At 59.9% G+C, this 24,045-nt stretch carries 26 protein-coding genes and 1 tRNA gene; 21 read left to right on the forward strand and 6 right to left on the reverse strand.

Annotated features, from left to right (window positions below):
• The first annotated feature begins 48 nt into the window (after window positions 1-48).
• From LOM8899_RS07115 to LOM8899_RS07155, 9 genes are all read left to right on the forward strand, one after another.
• On the forward strand, window positions 49-1,320 hold the full coding sequence (locus tag LOM8899_RS07115; RefSeq protein WP_093991522.1) for a Na(+)-translocating NADH-quinone reductase subunit A: 1,272 nt from the start codon (window positions 49-51) through the stop codon (window positions 1,318-1,320).
• Window positions 1,317-2,099: an RnfABCDGE type electron transport complex subunit D gene (locus LOM8899_RS07120; protein WP_093991523.1), complete on the forward strand. Its 783-nt coding sequence runs from the start codon at window positions 1,317-1,319 to the stop codon at window positions 2,097-2,099. Before LOM8899_RS07115 ends, LOM8899_RS07120 begins: the two co-directional genes overlap by 4 nt.
• Window positions 2,086-2,880, forward strand: a complete 795-nt coding sequence (gene nqrC / locus LOM8899_RS07125; RefSeq protein WP_093991524.1) for an NADH:ubiquinone reductase (Na(+)-transporting) subunit C — start codon at window positions 2,086-2,088, stop codon at window positions 2,878-2,880. Before LOM8899_RS07120 ends, nqrC begins: the two co-directional genes overlap by 14 nt.
• Before the next feature lie 3 nt (window positions 2,881-2,883).
• A complete protein-coding gene (locus tag LOM8899_RS07130; protein ID WP_093991525.1) occupies window positions 2,884-3,549 on the forward strand; it encodes an NADH:ubiquinone reductase (Na(+)-transporting) subunit D in 666 nt (221 codons plus the stop codon).
• Window positions 3,546-4,160 (forward strand): NADH:ubiquinone reductase (Na(+)-transporting) subunit E, encoded by a 615-nt coding sequence (gene nqrE, locus LOM8899_RS07135; protein ID WP_093991526.1) that lies wholly within the window; start codon window positions 3,546-3,548, stop codon window positions 4,158-4,160. The genes LOM8899_RS07130 and nqrE overlap by 4 nt, the downstream gene beginning before the upstream one ends.
• A complete protein-coding gene (nqrF, locus tag LOM8899_RS07140; protein ID WP_093991527.1) occupies window positions 4,157-5,380 on the forward strand; it encodes an NADH:ubiquinone reductase (Na(+)-transporting) subunit F in 1,224 nt (407 codons plus the stop codon). The genes nqrE and nqrF overlap by 4 nt, the downstream gene beginning before the upstream one ends.
• Window positions 5,381-6,361, forward strand: coding sequence for an FAD:protein FMN transferase (locus tag LOM8899_RS07145; RefSeq protein WP_093991528.1), 981 nt, complete (start codon window positions 5,381-5,383; stop codon window positions 6,359-6,361).
• A gap of 190 nt (window positions 6,362-6,551) precedes the next feature.
• Window positions 6,552-6,944, forward strand: coding sequence for a CBS domain-containing protein (locus LOM8899_RS07150; RefSeq protein ID WP_093991529.1), 393 nt, complete (start codon window positions 6,552-6,554; stop codon window positions 6,942-6,944).
• A gap of 175 nt (window positions 6,945-7,119) precedes the next feature.
• Complete coding sequence (locus tag LOM8899_RS07155) at window positions 7,120-7,884, forward strand: NAD(P)H-dependent oxidoreductase (protein ID WP_093991530.1); 765 nt, start codon at window positions 7,120-7,122, stop codon at window positions 7,882-7,884.
• A gap of 43 nt (window positions 7,885-7,927) precedes the next feature.
• Here the strand turns inward: LOM8899_RS07155 and LOM8899_RS07160 are convergent, their stop codons facing one another.
• From LOM8899_RS07160 to LOM8899_RS07170, 3 genes are all read right to left on the reverse strand, one after another.
• The gene (locus LOM8899_RS07160; RefSeq protein WP_093991531.1) at window positions 7,928-8,875 is read right to left on the reverse strand and encodes a carbohydrate ABC transporter permease; all 948 of its coding nucleotides are present in this window, start codon (window positions 8,873-8,875) and stop codon (window positions 7,928-7,930) included.
• Window position 8,876: 1 nt separating this feature from the next.
• Window positions 8,877-9,800, reverse strand: coding sequence for a carbohydrate ABC transporter permease (locus LOM8899_RS07165; RefSeq protein ID WP_093991532.1), 924 nt, complete (start codon window positions 9,798-9,800; stop codon window positions 8,877-8,879).
• 136 nt (window positions 9,801-9,936) lie between these two features.
• Window positions 9,937-11,145: an ABC transporter substrate-binding protein gene (locus LOM8899_RS07170; RefSeq protein WP_245820482.1), complete on the reverse strand. Its 1,209-nt coding sequence runs from the start codon at window positions 11,143-11,145 to the stop codon at window positions 9,937-9,939.
• Between the two features lie 201 nt (window positions 11,146-11,346).
• On the opposite strand from LOM8899_RS07170, the gene LOM8899_RS07175 reads away from it, so the two are divergent.
• From LOM8899_RS07175 to tdh, 5 genes are all read left to right on the forward strand, one after another.
• Entirely contained in the window at window positions 11,347-12,162 is an 816-nt protein-coding gene (locus tag LOM8899_RS07175) for an IclR family transcriptional regulator (protein ID WP_093991533.1), read from the forward strand.
• Complete coding sequence (locus tag LOM8899_RS07180; protein WP_093991534.1) at window positions 12,159-13,217, forward strand: ABC transporter ATP-binding protein; 1,059 nt, start codon at window positions 12,159-12,161, stop codon at window positions 13,215-13,217. The genes LOM8899_RS07175 and LOM8899_RS07180 overlap by 4 nt, the downstream gene beginning before the upstream one ends.
• 105 nt (window positions 13,218-13,322) lie before the next feature.
• Window positions 13,323-13,895 (forward strand): helix-turn-helix domain-containing protein, encoded by a 573-nt coding sequence (locus LOM8899_RS07185; protein WP_370739304.1) that lies wholly within the window; start codon window positions 13,323-13,325, stop codon window positions 13,893-13,895.
• Window positions 13,896-13,978: 83 nt separating this feature from the next.
• Window positions 13,979-15,166 (forward strand): glycine C-acetyltransferase, encoded by a 1,188-nt coding sequence (locus tag LOM8899_RS07190; protein ID WP_093991536.1) that lies wholly within the window; start codon window positions 13,979-13,981, stop codon window positions 15,164-15,166.
• Entirely contained in the window at window positions 15,163-16,206 is a 1,044-nt protein-coding gene (tdh, locus tag LOM8899_RS07195) for an L-threonine 3-dehydrogenase (protein WP_093991537.1), read from the forward strand. Before LOM8899_RS07190 ends, tdh begins: the two co-directional genes overlap by 4 nt.
• A gap of 192 nt (window positions 16,207-16,398) precedes the next feature.
• Here the strand turns inward: tdh and LOM8899_RS07200 are convergent.
• Window positions 16,399-16,488: transfer RNA gene (locus tag LOM8899_RS07200), tRNA-Ser, on the reverse strand.
• 157 nt (window positions 16,489-16,645) lie between these two features.
• On the opposite strand from LOM8899_RS07200, the gene LOM8899_RS07205 reads away from it, so the two are divergent.
• Window positions 16,646-17,497 (forward strand): DUF2059 domain-containing protein, encoded by an 852-nt coding sequence (locus LOM8899_RS07205; RefSeq protein WP_245820468.1) that lies wholly within the window; start codon window positions 16,646-16,648, stop codon window positions 17,495-17,497.
• Here LOM8899_RS07205 and LOM8899_RS07210 read toward each other — a convergent pair.
• Window positions 17,494-17,748: a DUF3015 domain-containing protein gene (locus LOM8899_RS07210; RefSeq protein ID WP_245820469.1), complete on the reverse strand. Its 255-nt coding sequence runs from the start codon at window positions 17,746-17,748 to the stop codon at window positions 17,494-17,496. The two genes, LOM8899_RS07205 and LOM8899_RS07210, sit on opposite strands and share 4 nt — an antisense overlap.
• Before the next feature lie 313 nt (window positions 17,749-18,061).
• Here LOM8899_RS07210 and LOM8899_RS07215 point away from each other — a divergent pair, with 313 nt between their 5' ends.
• From LOM8899_RS07215 to LOM8899_RS07240, 6 genes are all read left to right on the forward strand, one after another.
• The gene (locus tag LOM8899_RS07215; RefSeq protein ID WP_093991539.1) at window positions 18,062-18,745 is read left to right on the forward strand and encodes a 50S ribosomal protein L21; all 684 of its coding nucleotides are present in this window, start codon (window positions 18,062-18,064) and stop codon (window positions 18,743-18,745) included.
• Window positions 18,746-18,766: 21 nt separating this feature from the next.
• Window positions 18,767-19,036: a 50S ribosomal protein L27 gene (gene rpmA / locus LOM8899_RS07220; RefSeq protein WP_093991540.1), complete on the forward strand. Its 270-nt coding sequence runs from the start codon at window positions 18,767-18,769 to the stop codon at window positions 19,034-19,036.
• A 157-nt stretch (window positions 19,037-19,193) separates the two neighbouring features.
• Window positions 19,194-19,736 (forward strand): GNAT family N-acetyltransferase, encoded by a 543-nt coding sequence (locus LOM8899_RS07225; RefSeq protein WP_093991541.1) that lies wholly within the window; start codon window positions 19,194-19,196, stop codon window positions 19,734-19,736.
• A gap of 344 nt (window positions 19,737-20,080) precedes the next feature.
• Window positions 20,081-21,127 carry a GTPase ObgE gene (gene obgE, locus LOM8899_RS07230; RefSeq protein ID WP_093991542.1) on the forward strand — a complete coding sequence of 349 codons (1,047 nt, stop codon included), beginning with the start codon at window positions 20,081-20,083 and terminating at the stop codon, window positions 21,125-21,127.
• The gene (gene proB / locus LOM8899_RS07235) at window positions 21,115-22,221 is read left to right on the forward strand and encodes a glutamate 5-kinase (RefSeq protein ID WP_093991543.1); all 1,107 of its coding nucleotides are present in this window, start codon (window positions 21,115-21,117) and stop codon (window positions 22,219-22,221) included. The genes obgE and proB overlap by 13 nt, the downstream gene beginning before the upstream one ends.
• 23 nt (window positions 22,222-22,244) lie before the next feature.
• A complete protein-coding gene (locus tag LOM8899_RS07240) occupies window positions 22,245-23,510 on the forward strand; it encodes a glutamate-5-semialdehyde dehydrogenase (RefSeq protein ID WP_093991544.1) in 1,266 nt (421 codons plus the stop codon).
• On the opposite strand, the gene LOM8899_RS07245 is transcribed toward LOM8899_RS07240, so the two are convergent.
• Window positions 23,507-23,992: a histidine phosphotransferase family protein gene (locus LOM8899_RS07245; RefSeq protein WP_306456487.1), complete on the reverse strand. Its 486-nt coding sequence runs from the start codon at window positions 23,990-23,992 to the stop codon at window positions 23,507-23,509. The two genes, LOM8899_RS07240 and LOM8899_RS07245, sit on opposite strands and share 4 nt — an antisense overlap.
• Between the last annotated feature and the right edge of the window lie 53 nt (window positions 23,993-24,045).

The raw sequence follows: 24,045 nt of genomic DNA on the forward strand, positions 1-24,045 counted from the left end.
CCTGAAATCTCTGCAGAGATTTCCCGGGTCCAAGCCTCGGGAAGAGCAATGTCCGCATTCACGGTCCGCGCCGGTTTGACGCCACGGTTCACATCACCGCCTATTGGGACGGGGGCCGAGGAGATCGTCACCGAAGAGGCGGCCGTTGGCGCGCCGGACAGTCAGAATGATGCGTTCACCTCGGTCGTGAAAGAAGGCGATCTGGTGGGGCAGGGGGCGGCCGTGGCGCGGTCGCGAAACTCCACGGATATATGCCTTGTGGCCCCGATCGCGGGACGCGTGGCCCGCGTGACGGAACTGCCCGGCCACAAGCTTCAGGAGATTCTGCTGTTCAGAGAGGTCGACGGAGGTGTCAGAACACACGATTTGACAGAAGCCGATTCCGAGTCCGGTCTTCGCCGGCTCATGCAGGGTGCCGGACTATGGCCTTTGCTGAGAAGACGTCCGTTTGGAGGCATGCCCGACCATGCTGAAACGCCTGCTGCGATTGTCGTCATGGCGGTCGATACCCGACCCTTCGCCCCCGATCCAATTCAGGCATTGTGCGGGCGAGAGGAAGCGATTTCAAGAGGGCTGGCGGCGCTGTTGACGCTGACGGAGGGCCCGGTGTTTGTGTGCCGACCGGACAACCGCGCATTCCCCTGGCTTGGGGACAGCAATGATCGGCTTCGGGCGGTGCAATCTGGGTCACGCCATCCTCAAGGAAGCGCCGGGATCCGCATCCACCAAGCGTTTCCCGCCGGACTGGAAGCACCGGTCTGGGATATTCACGCCGAAGATGTTGCCGCCCTTGGAGAGCTTCTCTCCACCGGGCAAATGCCGATGATGCGCCTTGTGCATATCGCTGGTGAGGCACTGCGGGATGCCCGGAGCATTCGAACCCATCCGGGTGCCGATCTGCGGCAACTGACCCAGCGGATCGTCGCGCCGGGTCCGCATGTCGTGATGTCCGGCTCTCCCCTGGACGGTCATAGATCGCATTGGCTCAGACACCGCGACCGGCAAGTTACGGTTCTTCGACGAGAAACCGATGCAGCGCGACGTCCGCACTGGCTCCTGTCCGCGCTGACACGCTCGGCCAGCGTCAGACCGGCGATCCCCACTGCGGCATTGAGCCAGGCGTTCGGAGCCGCGCTGCCTGCAACGCCGTTCATTCGGGCGCTCGGCGCGGGCGACGATGAAACAGCGATGAAGCTGGGCATCCTGTCGCTCCTCGAAGAGGATGTCGCGCTGGCTGACTACGTTTTGAGCGAGACTGGTCAGGTGGCGTCTCAACTTCGCGCGATGCTGGATCGCATCCAATCGGAATATGCCGCATGAGCCGGGGGCTTTGGAGCCGGGAAACCGTGGCACTCATGCTCATCGCATCTTGCCTGCCGATGACATTGAGTTGGCTTTGGTTCGGTGGGCTCTTGGAGCTCGCCGAACTGAGCCTGACACTGCTGGCCGTCTCGATGTGGCACATCGTGTTCATGCTGCTGCGGGCCCAGCCCCCGTCTTTGTCGGCGGTGACAACGGCAATCGCAATCGCGATGCTCGCACCAGAGGAGTTGGGTGTATTTCGGATGGTGCTCGGCATCAGTTTCGGTGTCGTCATGGGAGAACTGGTATTCGGTGGCTGGGGCCGCAATGTCGTCAACCCTGCCACAGTAACTCTGTCTTTCCTTGGTTTTGGTTTTCCGTCCTTTGTCTGGCCGATATTTGACGAACCAGTCGCATGGGCCGTTTTGCCAGCTGCGCTGATCGGAATGGCCACTGGGGCGATGCCTGCGGCCGTTGTCTTGGGGGCGACAATATTTGGTGCAATCGCATTCATGTGGGGTGGCCTGTCCGAACCTGTCATCATGGTCGCGGGAATTGTGCTTGTCCTTGTTGTAGCGGATCCGGTGACGAGCGCGGCAACGACGCTCGGTCGCTGGATCAACGGCGGGCTCTACGCGGCATTGACGACGCTCTTTGCCGTCGGTTGGGCGGGTGCCGCGCCGGTTCAGATCGCCGTAGCGGCAGCACTCTTGTCATCGCTTGCAGCCCCGCTCTTGGATGAAACAGCCCTCGCAATCTGGGTCGGTCGACGAAGGAGACGTCATGGCAGATCGTGAATGGAACCCATGGCGACGCTTGCTGGCCCTGCCGAACGAAAGCCGCACGAAAACGGTTGCCGTGGCCTTTCTCGTTTCGGCGATCAGCGCGGCATTGGTCAGTGGTGCCACGGTCGCATTGCGTCCGATCCAGACGGCTAATCGGGCCGCCGAAGAGCAGGCGCGCATTGCGGCGCTTGTGGAAGGGATTCCCGGAATGGCGACCATTCTGGAGCAATCCGGCGGCGAGCTTTCGACGGTTGTCGTCGACCTTTCGACCGGGCGGGCGGTTGCGGACCTGCGCCCCGCCATGCTCGAGGCCGCCTTGCTTGACGCCGACAACTGGACCACGCTCGACGCAGCACAGGACTTGGCCGGTCTCGGCCAAAGGCCCAACTTCATCCAAGTGTTCCTGCTGCGCGACGAGGACGAGGTTTCGCTGGTCCTGCTCCCGATCAGTGGGCAGGGCTATGGCGGGCGGATCGATGCAATCCTGGCTCTCGCCGGCGACATGAATACCGTTGCAGGGATCGCGATCACCAACCATTCCGAAACGCCGGGGCTCGGTGGAAGGATCGTCGAGGCGGCGTGGCAGGCGCAATTTCCCGGGACGGAGTTGCGCGACAACAGCGGTCAGATCGCGTTCCGGGTTGCGCGCGGGCAGGCGGCAAGCCTTTACGAAGTCGACGGCATCACGGGGGCGACACGAACGGGGCGTGGCGTGACGCAGATGGTTCGTTTCTGGCTCGGTCCGGACGGATATGGGCCACTGATCGACGCCATACAGCGGGGGGAGTTCTGATCAATGCCCGCCCGTCCCGACTATTGGAGAATTTTGACGCAGCCGTTGATCCGGCAGAACCCTGTCACTCTGCAGATACTGGGGATCTGCTCGGCGCTCGCGGTCACCACGACACTCGTGACGTCTCTGACGATGTCGGTTTCCTTGACGGTCGTGCTTACGCTCTCCACGGGGATCATCAGTGCGATCCGCAGGCATATCCCAGATTCCATACGGTTGATCGTCCAGATCGTGATTGTCGCCTCGCTGGTCATTGTGATCGATCAAATTCTGCAAGCCTACTTTGCTGAAATCAGCCGTGCGCTCTCGGTCTATGTCGGCTTGATCACCACGAATTGCCTAGTGCTGGGCCGCACGGAAGCCTACGCGCGACACCATTTTCCGATTCCAGCGATGATTGACGGCTTTGGAAACGGGCTTGGTTATTCGTTGATTCTGATCGTCATCGGTGGGCTGAGGGAATTGCTCGGGAAGGGGGCCTTGTTCGGCATCCAGATCCTCCCGTTGGCGGATGCTGGGGGCTGGTTCACGCCGCTTAGTTTGATGTTGCTCGCTCCGTCCGCATTTTTCCTGCTTGGCCTGCTGGTTTGGGCCATCAGATGGATCCTGCCCGAGCAAGCCGAGGCGTCGGAACATCCGGAAGCCTTGCGTCCGGAGCCTGCGGAATGAGCGAACTCTGGTCACTCTTCCTCACCGCCGCCTTCGTGGACAACATGCCGCTGACGCTGTTTCTCGGCCTATGCACGTTTCTGGCCCTGTCCAAAAGACCGGAGGCCGCTTTGGGACTTGGCGTGGCGATGACGGGGGTGCTCGGGGTCACGGTCCCACTCAACTTCCTCATCTACCAGAGCTTTCTCGCGCCCGGAGCATGGGCATGGGCGGGAATGCCGGAACTCGACCTTTCCTATTTGGCGTTGATTGCTTTCATCGGGGTCATCGCAGCATCCGTGCAATTACTCGAGATGGTGCTCGATCGGTTTTTTCCGTCCGTCCATGCGGCCTTTGGCGTATTTCTACCCCTGCTGACCGTTCAATGCGCAATCCTCGCGGGCAGCCTGTTCATGGTAGAGCGGAGCTACTCGCTCGCGCAGTCCGTGGTTTTCGGGCTTGGAAGCGGCGTCGGTTTCGCGGTGGCCGTGGCTATGCTTGCGGCGATCCGAACGCGGCTGGCCTATTCCGATTTGCCCGCTGGATTGCGCGGCCTCGGGATCGCCTTTGTTCTTGCGGGCCTGATGTCGCTCGGGTTCGCCTCCTTCGCACAGATGGCGGCAACACAATGACCGAAGTTCTGCTGGGCAGTTTCGTCATCGTCGCGCTCATCGTTGGGCTGGCGATCGGGCTGCTGGCCTTGCGAAAGCAGCTGGTTCCGGCCGTCGGCATTGATGTTTCGGTGAATGAAACCCTGCATTTGCCCGCTCAGAGGGGGGATAAACTGCTCGGTGTTCTGCATGACGGCGGGATACTGATCCCTGCCGCGTGTGGCGGCTCCGGGACGTGCGGGCTTTGCCGGGTCACGGTGACAGGCGAAGGGGCAGGGGAACCACAAGTGACGGAGCGGGGCGTATTGTCGCCGCGGGAAAGGCGCGCGAACGTGCGTCTGGCCTGCCAGACCACGCTCCGCGGTGATTGTGCCGTTCGGGTTTCGGACGACATTCTTAGCAGCGGTGGAGGGTTTGTCTGCGAAGTGAAGTCCTGCCGAATGTTGGCCCCATTGATCCGAGAGATCGTCGTCGAATTGCCAAAGGATCACTCATCCAATTTTCGGGCCGGTGACTTCATGCAAATCACGTCCCCTCCATACGAGCTCGATTTCGCAACTATCGAGCTGCCAGCGGCTTTTAGAGACGCCTGGCAGATGGCGGGTTGGCGGACACTACGCATCGCCTCGGAAGCGGAGGTGACCCGCGCATATTCCCTCGCCAGCCGTCCGGAAGACGCAGGAAACGCAGTCTTCAACATCCGTCTCGCGGTGCCGCCGCCGGGCCGTGAAGATGAGGTGCCGCCGGGCATCGTTTCCTCATGGCTTTTCTCGGTCAATGCGGGAGACGCGATCACACTGTCCGGCCCGTTCGGCGAGTTCCATGTCCAACCTACGGGTCGAGAAATGGTCTATGTCGGCGGTGGTGTGGGAATGGCACCCTTGCGGGCCATGATCCATCAGGAGCTTTCCCGCGAAAGTGAGCGGCGCATCCGATATTACTATGGTGCGAGAACAGCAGCCGACCTCTTCTATGCCGATGAATTCGTGGACCTGGCCGAGCGCCATGACAATTTCAGCTGGACGCCAGCGCTTTCGGATCCGGCACCCGGAGACCGTTGGACCGGCCAGATCGGCTTTATTCACGAGACGCTCCGCGCCGAACTACGCGACCACACGGCACCGGAAGAATGCGAGTATTACCTTTGCGGGCCGCCGGTTATGATCTCGGCAGTGTTGTCCACCCTCGAACAACTCGGTGTCGAACCGGCGTCGATCTTCTATGACGATTTTGGAGCTTGAATGATGGCCAACCATGACTTTCAGCCTACTCGTCGCAGGGCCATTGGAATGCTCGGGGCGTCGGCTCTCCTCCCGCAAGCGGTGCATGCGGCAGGTTTGGAAGCGCTCACCGGCACGGCCTTCGGGACCGAATGGAGGATCATCGGCGCGCCCGGCACCGCTATCGCGCAAATGCGCTCCTCCTTGGAGGCGCTATTCGACGACATCGACTATCGGTTCTCGCCTTGGCGAGCCGATAGCCTCATCAGTCGTTTCAATACGGACGCGGCCTATGCGCGGGCGAACGACGCCGCATTGATCGAGTTGGCAACAGCGGCTTTGCAGATCGCCGACAAGAGCGAGGGTGCATTCGATCCCACCGTCGGCCCCCTCGTCGCCCGTTGGGGCTTTGGTCCGATCGAGACCGGCGGCCAGCCGGACTGGCGAGGGCTGCAGATCGGATCAGAGGGAATAAGGAAGACAAGAGGCGACCTGACGCTCGACCTGTGCGGTATCGCCAAGGGCTGGGCTTTGGACATGGCAGGTGCGCATCTTCGAAGCGCGGGAGGCGCTGGACTGCTCATTGAAGTTGGCGGCGAATTCCTCGCGCTTGGTCATCACCCGGACGGTCGTGATTGGCGGATTGCGGTTGAATCGCCGTTGGAAACATTACCTGCGGCGACCACGTTGCGTATGCCTGCCGGTGTTGCCGTCGCGACGTCCGGGACGAGAAGGCAGAGCTTTTCCCTGAATGAGCGTCTGTACAGTCACATTATCGACCCTCGCACCCAAGAACCTGTCGCCGGCGCCATGCGCTCCGTCACGGTCGTCGCGGCAACAGCGACAGAAGCGGACGGCTGGGCGACTGCGCTCTGCGCGGCCGGCGATACGGCGGGGCCGCAGTTTGCGGCCGACAACGACATCGCGGCCCTGTTTCTGTTTGAGATTGACGGTGAGCTGCGATCAGTCCGCACGGGTCAATTCAATGATTTCGAGATTTGAGAGGCGTGAGGTACTGAATGGAAATCCTTTTCGCCATAGCCATCATCTCTCTGGCAGCAGGGGGGCTAGGACTTGGCCTCATGTTTGGGCGCGGGCCGGCAAGGACCAGCTGCGGAGCCGCCGAGGGCCTCGCCGTTGACCGCTGCGAGGATTGTCCTTTGAGGAGACGAGCGGAACGAAAGGCAAAGGGATGACCACCTATCGCATCGACGGCATCATGCGAACGGATTTCGCGACCCTCGCATCGGAAACCTCAATCCGGCGCGCGATAGCGGTTCTCGTCGAGAGCAAGAACGCAGCCGCCGCCGTGCTCGATGACGCCGGTGCATTGATTGGCATTTTGACGGGCAAGGACTGCTTTCGGCCGGCACTCCATGCAAGCTACTACAGTGAGTGGACCGGACAGGTTGCCGATTTCATGTCGACAGCGGTCGTCTCGGTCTCCGTCAATGACGAAGTCATCGGCGTGGCGGAGATGTTCTTGGCGCATCCGCACCGTGTGTTTCCGGTCTTGGACGGAGACAAGGTGGCTGGCCTGTTGCACCGCTCAGACGTCCTCGCTCTTTTGTCGCGGCTCGGATGAACGTCACCCCGTCCCCAAAGCGTTGCGTGTTTCTGGCCAAGAGAGACGCCCGAAATCGCCATCGACAGTGCTGTTATCCTCGTTCTGACCGACAGGACCGTCACCGGCATGCTTTAACGGCGCGGGTCGATGCGTTTGTGCGGGGATTTGTCTCCCGTGTCGGAAGGGCCGGAGTATGACATCGACTCTCATCGTCTTGGCTCACCCCGAGCAACGCTCGTTCAATGCGACTTGGGCAGCCGCGACGCGTCGCGCCTGCGAGCGGACCGGGCATACGGTGCTCTGGTCGGATCTCGTTGCAATGGGGTTCGACCCGGTGGAATCGGCTCGGCACTACGTCGAGCATCAGACAGATACCCCGTTCGACGCTCTCAAGGCACAGGAGCAGGGCGCCCAAGATCAGAAACTGCCCTTGGACGTGGCGTCGGAAATCGCCAAGTTGCAACAAGCCGACCGCGTGATCTTTCACTTTCCGATCTGGTGGTTCGCGCCGCCGGCGGTCCTGAAAGGATGGTTTGACCGGGTGTTGGCACATGGGGCCTTACACAACGTCGGCAGGCGCTTCGATAATGGTGATTTCCGTTGGAGGAAGGCTCTTTTCTGTGTCACTACCGGCTCGACCGAGGCCGAGAGCTCTTTCAAAGGCAAGGAAGGCGACATCCAGATGCTGCTCTGGCCAGCGGCCTATACGCTGCGATATCTCGGTTTTTCGGTCCTAGTTCCGCAAATAGTTCATGGTGTGCACGGTTATCACCGAGACGAGAGGAAGGCAGCAATGAACATGCGCCTTCAATCAGCTCTAGACGGCCAAGATGCGCTGGTTGCCGGTTTCGACAATCTGCCACTCATGGAATTCAATGCCGATAGCGACTTCGATCAAAACGGCCAGTTGAAGCCAGACAGCCCCAGCCACACGGCATTTATCCGGCATGACCCGTGAGGACGTGAGCCATCCTTGATCGCTCTTGCCGAGAGCCCATTGCTTACTTGACAGCACCCAGCGTGAGGCCGGCGATAAAATGCTTCTGCATCAGGAAGAACATCATCACTGGCGGCAGTGCCGCCACGATAGAGCCGGCGCTCATCAAATGGTAGGCGGCCCGGTACTGAGCGTTGAAGCTGGTGATCCCAGCCGTAACGGGCTGGCTTTCCGCCCCTTGGGTCAGAACGACGGCCCAAAAGAAGTCATTCCAGATGAAGGTAAAGATCAGCACGGCCATCGCTGCGAGCGCGGGTTTGAGCAAGGGTAGGACCACGAACCAATAGATGCGCCATTCGGCGATCCCTTCGACACGGGCCGCCTCGACCAACTCAAACGGCAAGGCGCGAATGAAATTGCGCATGAACAGAGTTGCGAACCCGGTCTGGAAGGCGATGTGAAAAAGGACGAGCCCTGTCTTGGTGTTGTACAGACCCATGTCCAACGTCAGGTCGCGAACCGGAACCATCAGGATTTGGAACGGAACGAAGTTCCCCGCCACGAACATGAAAAAGATCAGCAAGTTGGATCGGAACTTGTAGATACCAAGTGCGAAACCCGTCATCGATGACAGCGCCACGACGCCGATCACGGTCGGTATGGTGATCATGATCGAATTGAACATGTAGCGGACCATGTCGGACCCGTCGTAGTCCCAGCCAAATCGAAAGATACAGAACGCATCGTTGTTGAATGCAAGGGGCCAAGCGTTGTCGGCACATCCGTCGAGCGTGCGTTGCCACGTCCCGAACACCGTGCTGTAATTCTCGAAACCGGCGAAATAGGATGGTAAGGTCCAGTAATTCCCGCTGGTGAAATCGGCATCCGGCTTCATCGAAAACATCGCCACAGCCAAAAGCGGCAAGAGCCACATGATCAAAGCCAACGGCAGCAGGCCCTGATAGGTGTATTGCCACGCCGGAGATGCTTTCTCGATTGGTCTGGGAAACATCCTAGCGACCTCTCTCTTCGCGATACATCGACCATAGGAAATAGGCGATGAACAGAAGCATGATCAGGAACAGGACGACTGCGATTGCGGCCCCGTAGCCCATGCGGAAACCATATTCGCTCAGAGCCTTCTCGAACATGTAGAACGACAACACGCGCGTCGACCCAAAGGGACCGCCGTTGGTCATGATCGAGATCAGATCAAACGACCGAAGTGCGCCGATGATGGTCACGACAAAGGCAATGAAGGTTGCGGGTTTCAACTGAGGTATGATGACATACCACAGCATTCTCCAGCCTTTGGCGCCGTCGAGGCGCGCCGCCTCCACTTGTTCCGGATCGACGGCATTCAGGCCGGTGAGATAGAGGATCATGCAATAGGCCGTTTGCGGCCAGAGGCCCGCGGCGATAATGCCGTAGGTGGCGTAGTTCGGGTTGCCCAACACATTCAGACCGTCAAAGCCAAGCCATTGCAGAAATGAATCCAGCAGGCCGCTGTCGGGCAGGTAAAACCACGAAAAAACGAGCCCCACCACGACTTGGCTGATCACGAAGGGGAAGAAAAACAGAGACTTGTAGAGCCGGATTCCCGTAACCGTCTGATTGAGGAACAGTGCGATCATCAACCCCGCCGGGATCGCCAGAAGATAGAGAATGAGCCAGCGAAGGTTGTTCCAGAGCGATATCTCGAAGTTTCGATCGCCCATCAGATCGGTGTAGTTCTTCAGCCCGATGTACTCTGCTTCGCCCAGCCCATCCCATTTGTAAAACGAGATGTTGAAGCTTTGCAGGATCGGAAAGACGACATAGACGGCAAAGAAAAGAACCCCCGGCAGCAGAAAAAGCCATGGCGTGAGGGCAATTTCATTGCGCTTGTACCAACCTCGTTGGGCGCGCGGCGTAATTCTCCCGGAGACGTCCGACATTGTTCCCCCCTGACGAGCGTCTGGCTCATGTGAAAGCGCCGCGTGCGCTTGCAGATGGGTCAGTGCGGCCTTGGATGTATCACCCACCCGATGTCCGGGCGGGTGATACTGTGGCTGGCCTTAGCCGGCCAAGTCCTTAGTACACGCTACCACGTGCGTCTTCCAATCGGGCAAGGATGTCATCCAGATTGTCCGGGAAGACCATGAACTCCTGAAGGCCTTCCATCGCAATGGCTGCCATCTCGGCCGGAGCGTCGCGGTCAAAGAATTGGGCAACGCCGCCAGGGCTGTTCGACGACAGCATGGCGAAGCCTTCGTTCAGGAACTTGTCGTCATCGACAGACGAGTTGGCGTTGATGGGCAACTGGCCCAACGCATCCCCGGCATTGATGATGGTCTGGTTCTCGGCCGAAACCACAAACCGCAGGAACTCCTCGGCAGCGGCGACGTTCTTGGCCCCGGATGGAATGTGGAAAGTGTCGGTCGGCGCGTCTTCTGCCAGTGCGACGCCTTCGGTGATGGTCGGGAACTGGTAGAAACCGAGCTGATCATCGGTCAGGCCGGCATCACGCAGTGGCTGGACCGCAAAGTTGCCCATCAGGTAGGCGGCCGCTTCACCTTCGACCATGAAGGGCAGGGCTTCCTGCCAGCTATAGGACTGGTGGTTGTCGATGAATGCGCCCATGTCGATCAGGGTGCGCCAATTTTCGAATGTGGCGCGAACCTCGTCGGACTGCCAGCTTTCGTTGCCCGCCAAGAGCGAGGCGTGGAAGTCATAGCCGTTGGTACGCATGTTGAGATAGTCGAACCAGCCACCGGCCGTCCAAAGGAACTTCGTGCCGATGGTATAGCAAGCGCGACCGCTGTCTATGATCGCCTGACAGTTGGAAAGCTCTTCTTCCCAGTTTGTCGGCTCGGACAGTCCCAACTCGTTGTAGATGTCCTCGCGATAGTAAACGCCCCACTGATAGTAGGTGTAGGGAACGCCGTACTGAGCGCCGTCGATGGTCATGGCACCGCGGGTCGATGCGAGCGACTCGAACTCAGGCTCTGCCCAAAGGTCCGAAATGTCGGCGAACAGACCTGCCTCGACATAGGGACGCATCCGGTTGGCCGCATACCAGTTGGCAACGTCCGGCGCGTCTGCAGTCAGGAAGTTGCGAATCTGGGTCTTGTAGGCTTCGCGGTCGATGATCGTCAGCTCGATGTTCAGATCGGGATGCATCTCGCCAAAGCGCTCTACCATGCCTTCCATCACGGCACGTGGTGCCGGATTCGACATGTCCGAAAAGATGACGAGATCGCCTGACAGGGCATGGCCGTCAGCAAAGGCCTGAGATGCCATGACAGCGGTTACAGCGGCCGTCGCCGACCAACTTGCGAATGATTTCATTTGGTAGTCCTCCCTGGTTTTTGTCTTTGACATGTTCCATTATTTGAAACATTGTCTTGGATATTGAAACCATACTCGCGACTTGCAATCGCTTGTCAACAAAAACCGCTCAACAAAGCGGCGGTTTGCGAACAATTAAGGGATGGGGCTTTCATGTCGGAGCCGGACGGGGGCACGGTAGGCAAGGCGATGACCGTGCTGGATCAAGTCGCGAACTTCGGTCGTCCGGTGCGATTCTCCGAATTGCTGAAGGACTCGGATTTTCCCAAAGCCACTCTGTTTCGACTGGTTCAGACGCTCACGCAACAGCGGCTCCTTACCTACGACAACCAGGCACAGACCTACCTTCCCGGCTTGCGGCTGGTTCAGTTGGCGCATGCGGCTTGGGCGCAGAGCTCGCTTGCGACCGTCGCTGCGCCCTACCTCGACGAACTGGCGCATAAATTCGGTGAGGCGGTGCATTTGGCGCAGCTCGAAAATGGTCAGGTGCTGTTCATCGACAAGCGCCAGTCGGTCTACCGCTTCGACACGCTCGCGCAGACCGGGCAGGTGGCGCCAGCCTATTGCACTGGAGTCGGCAAGGCGATTCTGGCCTTCATGGCACCGATGGAGCGTGACCATGCTCTGCGGCAGCAGGCCTTCGTTGGCTATACGCCGACCACCCACGGGGCCCCTGACAGTCTTCTTCAGGAGTTGGATGCAATCAGGGCGAGCGGCGTGGCCTATGACCGCGAAGAGCACGAGCGCGGCATCATCAGTATCGCGGCGCCGATCATGTCCGACGACACCAATGTCTTGGGGGCAGTGTCGATTGCCACGTCAACATCCAGACACACGATCGAAAGCCTTGATCGGTTTGAAGCGGTCTTGCGGTCAACGGCCGCGCAAATCGGCTCTGCGGCTAGGGTCTGGCGGGCGCCCATGCCGGCCAACCCATCATACGGGAATTCAGGAGGAGAAAACTCATGACAGGTGTAACGCTCAATTCGGTCATCAAGAAGTATGGTGAAACGCAAGTGATCCACGGTGTCGATCTGACGATCGAAGACGGCGAATTCTGTGTGTTCGTGGGGCCGTCTGGGTGCGGCAAGTCCACATTGCTCAGAATGGTGGCGGGGCTCGAAGAAACCACCGGGGGGGAAATCCGCATCGGCGAACGCGATGTCACAAAGCTCGATCCCTCGGAGCGAGGTGTCGCGATGGTGTTCCAGACCTACGCGCTCTATCCGCATATGACCGTCAAGGAGAACATGGGTTTCGGGCTCAAGATGAACAAGATCCCCAAAGCGATCATCAAAGAGAAGGTGGCAGAGGCGAGCCGCATTCTCAAGCTTGACGACTACCTCGATCGCAAGCCAGCGGCCCTGTCGGGTGGCCAACGCCAACGGGTGTCCATCGGCAGGGCCATTGTGCGCGGCCCCGAAGTGTTCCTCTTTGACGAACCCTTGTCCAATCTCGACGCCGAGCTTCGTGTGGACATGCGGGTAGAAATCGCACGACTCCACCGCGAGATCGGCGCGACGATGATCTATGTTACGCACGACCAAGTGGAGGCCATGACGCTTGCGGACAAGATCGTCGTTCTCCGCAAGGGCGTCATCGAACAGGTCGGAGCCCCGATGGAGCTTTATCGCGATCCGAACAACAAGTTCGTCGCGGGCTTTATCGGTTCGCCCTCAATGAATTTCCTGAACGGCCAAATCAAGAACGGCGCCGTGGTCGTCCCCGGACTTGCTCGGGAATTGTCCATGTCAGTCGGCTCCGCAGTCGACGGCCGCGTCGTGCATGTCGGCCTCCGCCCCGAGCATCTGCAGGTCGACCCGGCCGGTGACACCTTCAGCGTCGATCTGACCGAGAGCCTCGGAGGAGTGTCCTACGCCTACCTTTCGGCACCAACCGGAGAGCGGATCGTCGTCGAGGAACGCGGCGACGAAAGGGTCAGCGAGGGAGACACCGTTGGCCTGATCTTCGACACGGACCGCGTCTTCCTGTTCGACCAACAGACGGAGCATCGCATTCGATAGGCCGCGACACCTGCAACCGATAATGGCCGGAGCGTAGCAATCCACCGGGCTTGCAGCAGTTTCGAGCTTGCGTGGCCGGTCTGGCGGGCGCTACCATCCGTTATCATGGAATCGAACGATGTCATCTTGTCCCGTCTCCCCGCGCGGCTCAAAGAAGCGCGGCAGGCAAAGGGTCTGTCTCTGGAGGCTGTCTCAAGATTGTCCGGCGTTTCGCGCAGCATGGTAAGCCAGATCGAGAGAGGCGAATCGTCGCCGACGATCGCAACCCTTTGGAACCTGACCAACGCGCTACAGGTGGATTTCGCCGGTCTCCTCGAGAGCCGGCTTGATCGCCGCATCGAAACGCTACGCAGCGAGGCGGTGCCGACCATCGAAAATCACGGATCGGGCTGCACGATCCGCATCCTTTCGCCGCCGCAGGACGTTGGAAAGCACGAAGTCTACGAGCTTCGCTTCGAACAAGACGGGGTTCTCGACAGCCAGCCACATGCGCAAGGAACCAAAGAGCATCTGACCGTCATCGAAGGCAAGATTACGGTCACGAGTGGTGATGCCGTCGATCAATTGTCAAAAGGCGATACCGCCCGATACGCGGCGGATGTCGTCCACCGACTTCGGGCCGATGTGCCGGCCCGGGCGTTTCTGGTTGTGAACAGGGTTCCGGGTGCCATCCAGTAAAGCGGATGGAGATCTAGTTTAGTGAATTTCCGCTATTGCGGAAAATGTGGCGCGGTGCTTTCCTAAATCGAAAGGGGAATCCAATGACCTCATCGTTCTTGACGCATATGACCGACACGTTGGTTCAAATCGAAGCCGAACAGATGACCAAGCGCGAGCGTCTGATCTCGTCCCCGCAATCAGGAGTGATCATCGCAAACGGGAAATCGGTGATAAACCTGTGCGCCAACAACTACCTGGGTCTGGCCGATCATCCCGATCTGATCGCCGCGGCCAAGCAAACCATGGACAGCAACGGCTTCGGCATGGCGTCGGTGCGGTTCATCTGCGGCACGCAAGACCTGCACCGTGAACTCGAAACACGGCTCGCGCGGTTCTTGGGCAAGGACGACACGATCCTTTTTGCAACCTGTTTCGACGCCAATGGCGGGCTCTTCGAGCCACTCCTAGGGCCCGAAGACGCGATCATTTCCGACGCGCTCAATCACGCCTCAATCATCGACGGAATCCGGCTGTGCAAGGCAGGGCGCTATCGCTACGCGAACTCGGACATGGCGGAACTGGAGGACCAATTGAAGGCCGCCAGAGCCGCCGGCGCGCGCTTCATCATGATCGCGACCGACGGTGTGTTCAGCATGGATGGATATCTGGCCAACCTTCCTCAAATCACGGGTCTCGCGGAAAAGTATGACGCTCTGGTCATGGTCGACGATTGTCATGCGACTGGGTTCATGGGGCCGAAAGGGCAGGGGACTCCGGCCCATTTCGGCGTCGAAGTCGATATCATGACCGGCACGCTCGGAAAGGCGCTAGGGGGCGCTATTGGCGGCTACATAGCAGGGCCGCAACCAGTCATCGACCTGTTGCGGCAAAGAGCACGGCCCTACCTGTTCTCCAACTCGCTTCCGCCTTCTATCGTCGGTGCCGGCCTCGAGGCGATCCGGCTGGTTGAGGAGGGGGACGATCTGCGCCGGCGCCTCTTCGAAAACGCAGCCTACTGGCGGACAGGTCTGACCGGTCTCGGCTTCGACCTGTTGCCGGGAGAGCACCCGATCATCCCGGTGATGCTGGGCGAGGCGCAACTCGCTCAGGAGATGGCCGCCCGCTTGTTCGATCAAGGGGTTTACGTCAGTGGGTTCTTCTATCCGGTCGTGCCACGTGGTCAGGCCAGGATACGCACTCAGATGAATGCGTCATTGACGACACAAGAGCTGGACCGGGCGTTGGCGGCATTTGAAGACGTCGGGAAATCCATTGGGGTTCTGTCATGACAAATCAGATGAAGGCACTGGTGAAGGCCCATGCTCGCGAAGGACTTTGGCTTCAGACTGCCCCGGTTCCCGAGATTGGGCCTGACGATGTCCTGATCCGGATCAACAAGACGGGAATCTGCGGGACGGATATTCATATCTGGAATTGGGACGACTGGGCCCGGAAGACAGTTCCGGTCCCGTTGATCACAGGGCACGAGTTCGCCGGCGAAATCGTCGAATTGGGGCGCAATGTGGACGGGCTGAGCCTTGGCCAGAGATGCAGCGGCGAGGGGCACCTGATCGGCAAGAAATCGCGCCAGAGCCGATCGGGAAAGTTCCACCTCGACCCGGAAACCCGCGGGATCGGGGTCAACGAGCCGGGCGCTTTCGCAGAGTTCCTCCGACTCCCTGCATTCAACGTGGTGCCGCTGCCCGATGACATCAGCGACGACATAGGGGCGATCCTCGACCCCTTGGGCAATGCGGTTCATACGGCGCTGTCGTTTGATCTGGTCGGCGAGGACGTCCTGATCACCGGGGCCGGCCCCATCGGCATCATGGCCGCTGCGGTCGCCCGGCACGCGGGCGCTCGGAACGTCGTGATTACGGATATGAATCAGGATCGGCTCGATCTTGCCGCAAAGGTCGCCGATGTGACGCCGGTCAATGTCGCGACGCAAGACCTCGCAGAAATTCGAGGGCAGTTGCGGATCACCCAAGGCTTCGACGTCGGGCTTGAGATGTCAGGCAGTCAGGCGGCGCTCGATCAGATGGTCGAAGCGATGGTGATGGGTGGCCGCATCGCTCTGCTCGGCATACCGCCGGGCAAGAGCCCCGTCGATTGGAGCCGCATCGTGTTCAAGGCGATCACGCTCAAGGGAATCTACGGGCGTGAGATTTTCGAGACCTGGTACAAGATGATTGCCATGCTTCAGAATGGCTTGGATGTGTCTGCGGTCATTACGCACCGATTTCCGATGTCGGACTTCGCGGAGGGCTTCGCCGCCATGAAATCTGGCCGGTCCGGAAAAGTGGTGCTGGATTGGACCGCCGCTTAGCGGGCATCGACCTGAAACCAGAAACGGCCAATCAATAATCGACGTTGCCCGCAGTTGGACGACGGTCAACACGCATTGAACGTTTTGAACAACAGCCAGTGGCCGTGCATGCTCCCGACCAGCGAGAGCAGTTATAGAGCGAACGACCGATTATTGACCCGAATGCTGAGGCGCTACTGACCTTCAGATGATTGGCGGAGAGACAGGGATTCGAACCCTGGGAACCCGTGAAGGCTCAACGGTTTTCGAGACCGCCCCGTTCGACCACTCCGGCACCTCTCCGCGGTCTGAGCGCGTTTACTGGCCCGGAACGATCAACGCAAGCCCGATTTTGTGACGAAATGCTCTGACGTTTGTGTCACCTATCGACGCAGAGCCTTGGCATTCCAAGGGCAAGGTGCATATCTGAAAGCCAGAGCCGCTCTTGAAGGACCTTTTTATGCAGTACTGTCTCGCCGCGCCGATTCTGAGCACCATGATGCTCGCCACTTCGCTTTGGGCGCAGGACGCAGAGGTAGCCGGGCCGGCGGATATGGAAAGCGTCGATGCGCTTTTCCACGCCCTGTCTCTGCCCGAAATGATCGAAGTCATGGCTCTGGAGGGCAAGGAGTATGGCACGCAGATCGCGGAAGACCTGATTCCGGGCGGGGTTTCGCCGGAGTGGACGCGCATGGTCGCATCGATCTACGATACCGATCGCATGGAGGCGCAAGTGCAGGTCGCCTTTCAGGAGGCGCTGACCGGTGTCGATGTCGATCCGATCCTCGCCTTTTTCGAGGCAGAGCCGGGCAAGACCGTGGTGCAGCTCGAAGTCTCGGCGCGGCGGGCCCTGCTCGACGATGCGGTCGAAGAGGCCAGCAAAGAGATGGCGGCTATCGCGGCAGCTGACGAGACCGAGCGTTTCCGTCTGATCGACCAATACATCAGTATCAACGACCTCGTCGAAACGAACGTGGTCGGGGCGCTGAACTCGAACTATGCCTTCTACACCGGTCTTGCGATGGGAGGCGCTTTTCCCCAGTCTCTGACCGAGGAGCAGATTCTGGCCGATGTCTGGAGCCAGGAGCCGCAAATTCGCCAGAACACGTCAGAGTGGATCTATTCGTTTCTGCTGATGGCCTATCAGCCGCTCTCCGACACAGATCTCGAAGCCTATATCGCGTTTTCCGAGACCGAGGCCGGCGGAGCACTCAACAGGGCGGTCTTCGCGGCTTTTGACGAGATGTTCGAGGAAATCAGCAGGGCTTTGGGCGTTACGGCCGGAACCATGATGATCACGCAGGACCTCTAGTTGCCATAAACCATCAGGGCGGTAACCAGTGCTCCAGGGTTGGCGTCATAGATCGGCTGGTCACCCTGTAGCTGCAGGATGCGGGCAGGGCGGTCCTGAGCGGGGATTCGCGCTTCATCCATCGCAAGGCTCAGCTTGTCGCCGCCGCCCGCGGCAATCTCTTGGATAATCTCGTCGAAGTTGGATTTGACCGCGATTTCCACCGCGCCGCGACGGGAGCTATACAATCCGTTTTCAATTCCGGTGGTCACGGCTTGCACCGGCCAAAGCAAGGGATTCCCGAGATGATTGGCTTCACCAGTGCATCCGGTCAGAATTATGGCCGCGAGCCACGGAAATCTCATGTATTTGGGCCTCGATCAGGGTTGACTTGCTATGCAGTTGCGCAGATAAGCCCGCATCTCGGCAAGTGATTTGCGGAGACTATGCGGGATTCCGCCCAATGGGCAGCCCGAAGATGACAATGATCGTCCCGATGGGGGCGCGCAGTCCAACGGTGGCTTTAGAGCCGCAAATGCCTCGAAAGGGGAACCGGAGCGACGCGGTATACGAAGGAACGACACGATGTTTGCGGTTATGAAAACCGGTGGCAAGCAGTACAAAGTGGCCTCGGGTGATATCCTGCGGGTCGAAAAGCTGGCCGCAGAGGCAGGTGAAACTGTCCAGTTCAATGATATTCTGATGATCGGTGACGCCATTGGTGCACCAACGGTCGAAGGCGCTGCCGTGCAGGCCGAAGTGATCGACCAGATCAAAGGCGAAAAGACGATCAACTTCGTGCGTCGTCGTCGTAAGCACTCGTCCAAGCGGACCAAGGGTCATCGTCAGCAGCTGACGCTGGTCAAAGTGACCGAGCTTCTGACGTCCGGCGCGGACAAATCCGGCGTGAAGGCAGCCATCGGCGCCGCCATCGCATCGGCAATGGCGCACAACGGCGAAGCATCGGCCTCCGTGTCGGCTTCCGCTGCACCGAAAAAGGCATCGGCCAAGAAAGCCTCCGCCGAAGCTGCTCCTGCCAAGAAGGCAGACAGCAAACCCGCCGCAACCGGCGGCGCAGACGATCTCAAGGAGCTTTCCGGCGTTGGCCCGGCACTTGAGAAGAAGCTGCACGAGAACGGCGTGACCACATTCGCCCAGATCGCAGCTTGGACAGACGCCGACGTGGCCGAGATGGACGAGAAACTGTCCTTCAAAGGCCGGATCGAGCGTGAAGGCTGGATCGAGCAAGCCAAGAAACTGGCAAACTGATAGCGTTAGGAGAGACACACCATGGCACATAAAAAAGCAGGCGGTTCCTCCCGCAACGGTCGCGACAGTGCGGGTCGCCGTCTTGGCGTCAAGAAATTCGGTGGCGAAGTCGTCATCCCCGGCAACATCATCATGCGTCAGCGCGGCACGAAAATGTGGCCGGGCTCCGGTGTCGGCATGGGCAAGGATCACACCATCTTTGCAACCGTCGAAGGCAACGTGACCTTCCACAAAGGCTTCAAGGGCCGCACGTTCATTTCCGTGCTCCCAGTCGCCGAAGCGGCGGAATAACCGGACTTACGAGACACAGTATCGTTTCGGGGGATCGGTCGAAAGACCGGTCCCCCAAATCGTTTTGACCGCCGCCCAGGCCTTCGGAGGGATCGTAGAAAAACGATCGGGGTCGATGGTGGCAGTCAGATCGAATAGGTTTTCGGAGGAGGACCCCATGTCGATTGAGATTCAGGATACGCAGCCGACCATCTCGACGGATCGCTTCGTTCTACGGCCGATGCGTGCTTCGGATGCAGGGCTGATCGGGCATTACTGTGCTGATCCGCGCATTGCCAATGGCAGTCGCGACATTCCGCACCCGCTGCCTCCCGGTGCTGCCGAAGCCCTCATCAACCGCGCCCAACGCAAGGAACGCAAGGAAGATATCTGGGTTCTGGACGGTTCCGCGCAGGATCAGGGCGAAGTTCTTGGCCTCATCACCTTGGCGCGCATGGATCGCAATCAGAGCGAGGTCCGATATTGGGTCGCACCGGCATTCTGGAACACCGGGCTTGCGTCAGAAGCTCTGCGTGCACTGATCGATGCCAATCCGCATGAGGCAAAGGCACTGTTCGCCGAAGTCTTTCAGGACAATCCCGGTTCGGCGCGTGTGCTGACGAATTGTGGTTTCAATTACCTTGGGGATGCGGAGGCTTACTGTCTGGCCCGCGACGCGACAGTTAAGACATGGACCTATACCATGCATCTTGGAGCATGATTGCCCGCGATTCCCGAACGGAACGCTGGTGAAATCGAGCGTTGAACGAACTGGGGCTGGTTCAGTGTTTTCGACGATACCAACGCGCGAATACATGCGATCCTGCCAAACCACGTCGAAAACACAGGGGCGCCGAGAGGCGCCGCATTGCTCATCGGAATGACGACGACACCATCCAAACGAGTTCGAGAGCCGACAAGCGGTGTCGAACCGCTGTACCGCAGCCTTCACAGCGAGTTTGTGGGCGCAGACGCTCAATGTTTCGCAGGCATCCCGCTGGCAGAGCTTGAGCGCCGCTGCGGAATAGCGTAAGCCCCCGGTCTTACAAGCATCGGACCGCTGACATGAAATTTCTCGATTTCGCAAAAGTTTATATCCGCTCGGGAAGCGGTGGGGCGGGGTGCATCTCATTCCGACGCGAAAAGTTCATCGAATACGGCGGCCCTGACGGTGGCGATGGCGGCAATGGCGGCAATGTCATTGCCGAGGCGGTCGATGGGCTGAACACGCTGATCGATTTCCGCTACCAGCAGCACTTTTTCGCGCAGAATGGCCAGCACGGGATGGGGCAGCAACGCACTGGCTTCACCGGTGACGATATCATCCTGAAGGTGCCGGTCGGGACCGAGATCCTCGACGAGGATCAGGAAACCGTCATCGCCGATCTGACCGAAGTCGGCCAGCGGGTGACTTTGTCGCGAGGCGGCAACGGTGGCTTTGGCAACCTGCACTTCAAATCGGCCACAAATCAGGCGCCGCGGCGGGCCAATCCCGGCCAAGAAGGGATCGAGCGTACGATCTGGCTGCGGCTCAAGCTGATCGCCGACGTCGGGCTCTTGGGGATGCCCAATGCAGGGAAATCGACGTTTCTGGCAGCGACATCGAACGCGCGCCCCAAGATAGCGGATTATCCATTCACCACTCTGGTCCCCAATCTCGGCGTCGTCGGCGTGGACAACGTCGAATTCGTCGTCGCGGATATTCCGGGGCTGATCGAGGGGGCGAGTGAGGGCAGGGGCCTCGGTGACACCTTCCTCGGGCATGTCGAGCGCTGCGCGGTGCTTCTGCATCTGGTCGATGGCACCACTGGCGACCCGATGCGGGACTACAAGACCATCATCCATGAGCTCGAGGCATATGGCGGCATCATGGCAGAAAAACCGCGGATCACGGTTCTCAACAAGATCGACGCGCTAGACGCCGAAGAGCGTGCCTTCCTGCTCGAAGAGATGGAAGCTGTCGTCGACGGACCGGTGATGCTGATGTCAGGCGTCACCAAGGAAGGCACAGTCGACGTGCTTCGCGCCTTGCGGTCTCGGATCGACGAAGACCGGCTGCGCCACCGCAAGGAGGCTGCGTCTGACGAGGAGGACGCACCATGGCAGCCCTAAAAGACGCGCGTCGGCTTGTCGTCAAGATCGGCTCGGCACTGTTGGTTGATCGGACCACCGGGGCACTTCGGGCAGACTGGCTCGCCAGCTTGGCCGAAGACGTCGCCCGTCTGCGAAAGCGCGGCTGTCAGGTGATCCTCGTCTCCTCCGGCTCTATCGCGCTCGGTCGCGGCATTCTAGGGCTACCGACCGGCCCCCTCGCGCTCGAACAATCGCAAGCTGCCGCCGCGGTAGGCCAGATCCGGCTTGCGCAAGCATACGAAACGGCATTGGCACCGCACGGGATCATCACCGGGCAAGTGCTTGTCACGCTTGAGGATTCCGCCGATCGCCGCCGCTACCTCAATTCCCGCGCGACGATGGAGACACTGCTCACCCTCGGCGTCACGCCCATCGTCAATGAGAATGACACCGTCGCCACCGATGAAATCCGATATGGCGATAATGACCGGCTCGCCGCTCAGGTTGCGGTGACCTCCGGGGCCGATCAACTCGTGCTCCTGTCCGACGTCGACGGTCTCTACACCGCCAATCCTGGCCTCGACCCGACTGCCAGGCGGCTGGATCAGATCACCCAGATCACCCCCGAGATCGAGGCGATGGCCGGGGACGGTCTGTCGGGCCTGTCAAAGGGTGGCATGATCACCAAAATCATGGCGGCCCGGATTGCCACGGACGCAGGTTGCGATATGGCGATCACATTAGGGTCGCCAGATAACCCGTTGCTTGCGCTCGAAAATGGAGCACCCGCTTCGTGGTTTTTGGCTCAAACGGATCCGCAGGCGGCGCGCAAACGCTGGATTGCTGCCATGAAGCCACGCGGAGACGTGCGTGTCGATGCCGGTGCGGCCGAGGCACTGGATAAAGGCAAGAGCTTGCTGCCAGCCGGCATAAATGCGGTTTCCGGCGAGTTTGGGCGGGGCGACCCCATTGCGATCCTCAGCCCGACGGGAGCCAGACTGGGACTTGGGCTCAGTCGGTATACCTCGCAAGAGGCCCGGTCGATCATGGGCCGCAGAAGTGCTGACATTGAACAAATCCTTGGCTACAAGGGCCGAGCAGCTTTGATCCACCGCGACGACATGGTGCTTTGAGGCCGGGAAAAGAGGCAAACGACATGGACGATCAGACCGATATCACAGCCGTTATGGACGACATTGGCAGCCGCGCGCGTGCGGCATCCGCGATCCTTGCTTCGACCAGCGCCGAGGCCAAGACCAAGGCGCTGACAGCGGCAGCCGATGCGGTCTGGGAGCATCGTGCCGACATCATCTCCGCCAATGCCGAGGATCTGAAATTCGGCGCCGCAAAGGGGCTGAGCCCCGCGATGATGGATCGACTGATGCTGGATGACGATCGTGTCGCGGGCATCGTCGAAGGACTCCGCGCTGTCGCGGCGCAGAAAGATCCGGTCGGGGATGTGATCGCGGAATGGGATATGCCGTCCGGGCTCAATATCCGGCGCGTCCGCACCCCTCTGGGGGTCATCGGCGTCATCTATGAAAGCCGGCCGAACGTGACCGCCGACGCCGGTGCGCTGTGCCTGAAGTCGGGCAACGCCGTGATCCTGCGGGGGGGCTCCGAGTCCTTCAACTCGTCGAGCGCAATCCACCAATGCCTTGTCGAAGGTCTCACAGAGGCAGGGCTTCCTGCCGACGCCATCCAACTGGTGCCGACGCGTGATCGGGCAGCCGTCAGCGCGATGCTCACAGCAACAGACCACATCGACGTAATCGTGCCGCGCGGCGGCAAAGGGCTGGTCGGCTTGGTCCAGCGCGAGGCGCGGGTGCCTGTCTTCGCGCATCTCGAAGGGATTTGTCACACCTACGTCGATGGCAAGGCGGATCCCGCGATGGCGCTGGAGATCGTTCTGAATGCGAAAACCCGGCGCACCGGCATTTGCGGTGCATTGGAGTGTCTGTTGGTGGATCAGGCTTTCTACGACAAGCATGGGGCAATTCTGATCGAAGGCCTTGTCGCGGCAGGTGTCGAGGTGCGGGCGGATGGGGTTCTGGCCAATGTGCCCGGGACGTCACCGGCCAGTGCGGACGACTTCGGCCGCGAATTCCTCGACATGATCTGCTCGGCCAAGATCGTCGACGGGGTGGAGGGTGCCATTGCCCACATACGCAAGTATGGATCGGACCACACGGACGCGATCATCACCGAAGACGAGGCAGTCGCCGCGCATTTCTTTGCCCAGCTTGATTCCGCGATTCTCATGCATAACGCCTCGACCCAATTCGCAGACGGTGGCGAATTTGGGATGGGCGCCGAAATCGGAATCGCCACCGGCAAGATGCATGCGCGCGGCCCGGTCGGGGCAGAGCAATTGACCAGCTTTCAGTATCTGGTCAAAGGCAAAGGCTCATTGCGTGGCTAGAATTGCACGCGAATGTCGGTCTGACCGATGGCTATGTTCAGTTTGCGGTCGTGCTCTGCCAGAACTTCGGGCAGCAGTGCGAACTGCACTTGAGCCGCGGTGAAATTCACGCGGGCGCGAGGGTTGATGAGGCTGTCCCAAAGCGGCTCTTCGATCCGAAGGCGCTCCGTCTCTGCGTGGATCTGCCATACGGCGCCATCCCGGCTCACCTTGATTTCGCCCCCCATGGGCAGCGCGGCCTCCATGCATTGGAGCAGCAGGAATGCAATCCGGACATCCGGTCTGGGCTGATCGCCGGGCACATCCCAGAGATATGAGATACGACCTCCGCGGGCGGCGGCCAGCAGGGTTGCGGTGATCTCGGCTCGGCTCAACGATTGATCCGGCGACGCCCCGCCATAGGCGACCCGAAAAAACCGGATCCGGGCGTTCGCATTCTGGACGCTTTCCTCGATCAAAGCCATCTCGGGCGTCTGGGACACGCCCGATAGCCCCATCAATTCTACACCATTGCCAATCGCGCCCAATGGACTAA

The organism is Flavimaricola marinus (genome assembly GCF_900184895.1).
Lineage (GTDB): Bacteria > Pseudomonadota > Alphaproteobacteria > Rhodobacterales > Rhodobacteraceae > Flavimaricola > Flavimaricola marinus.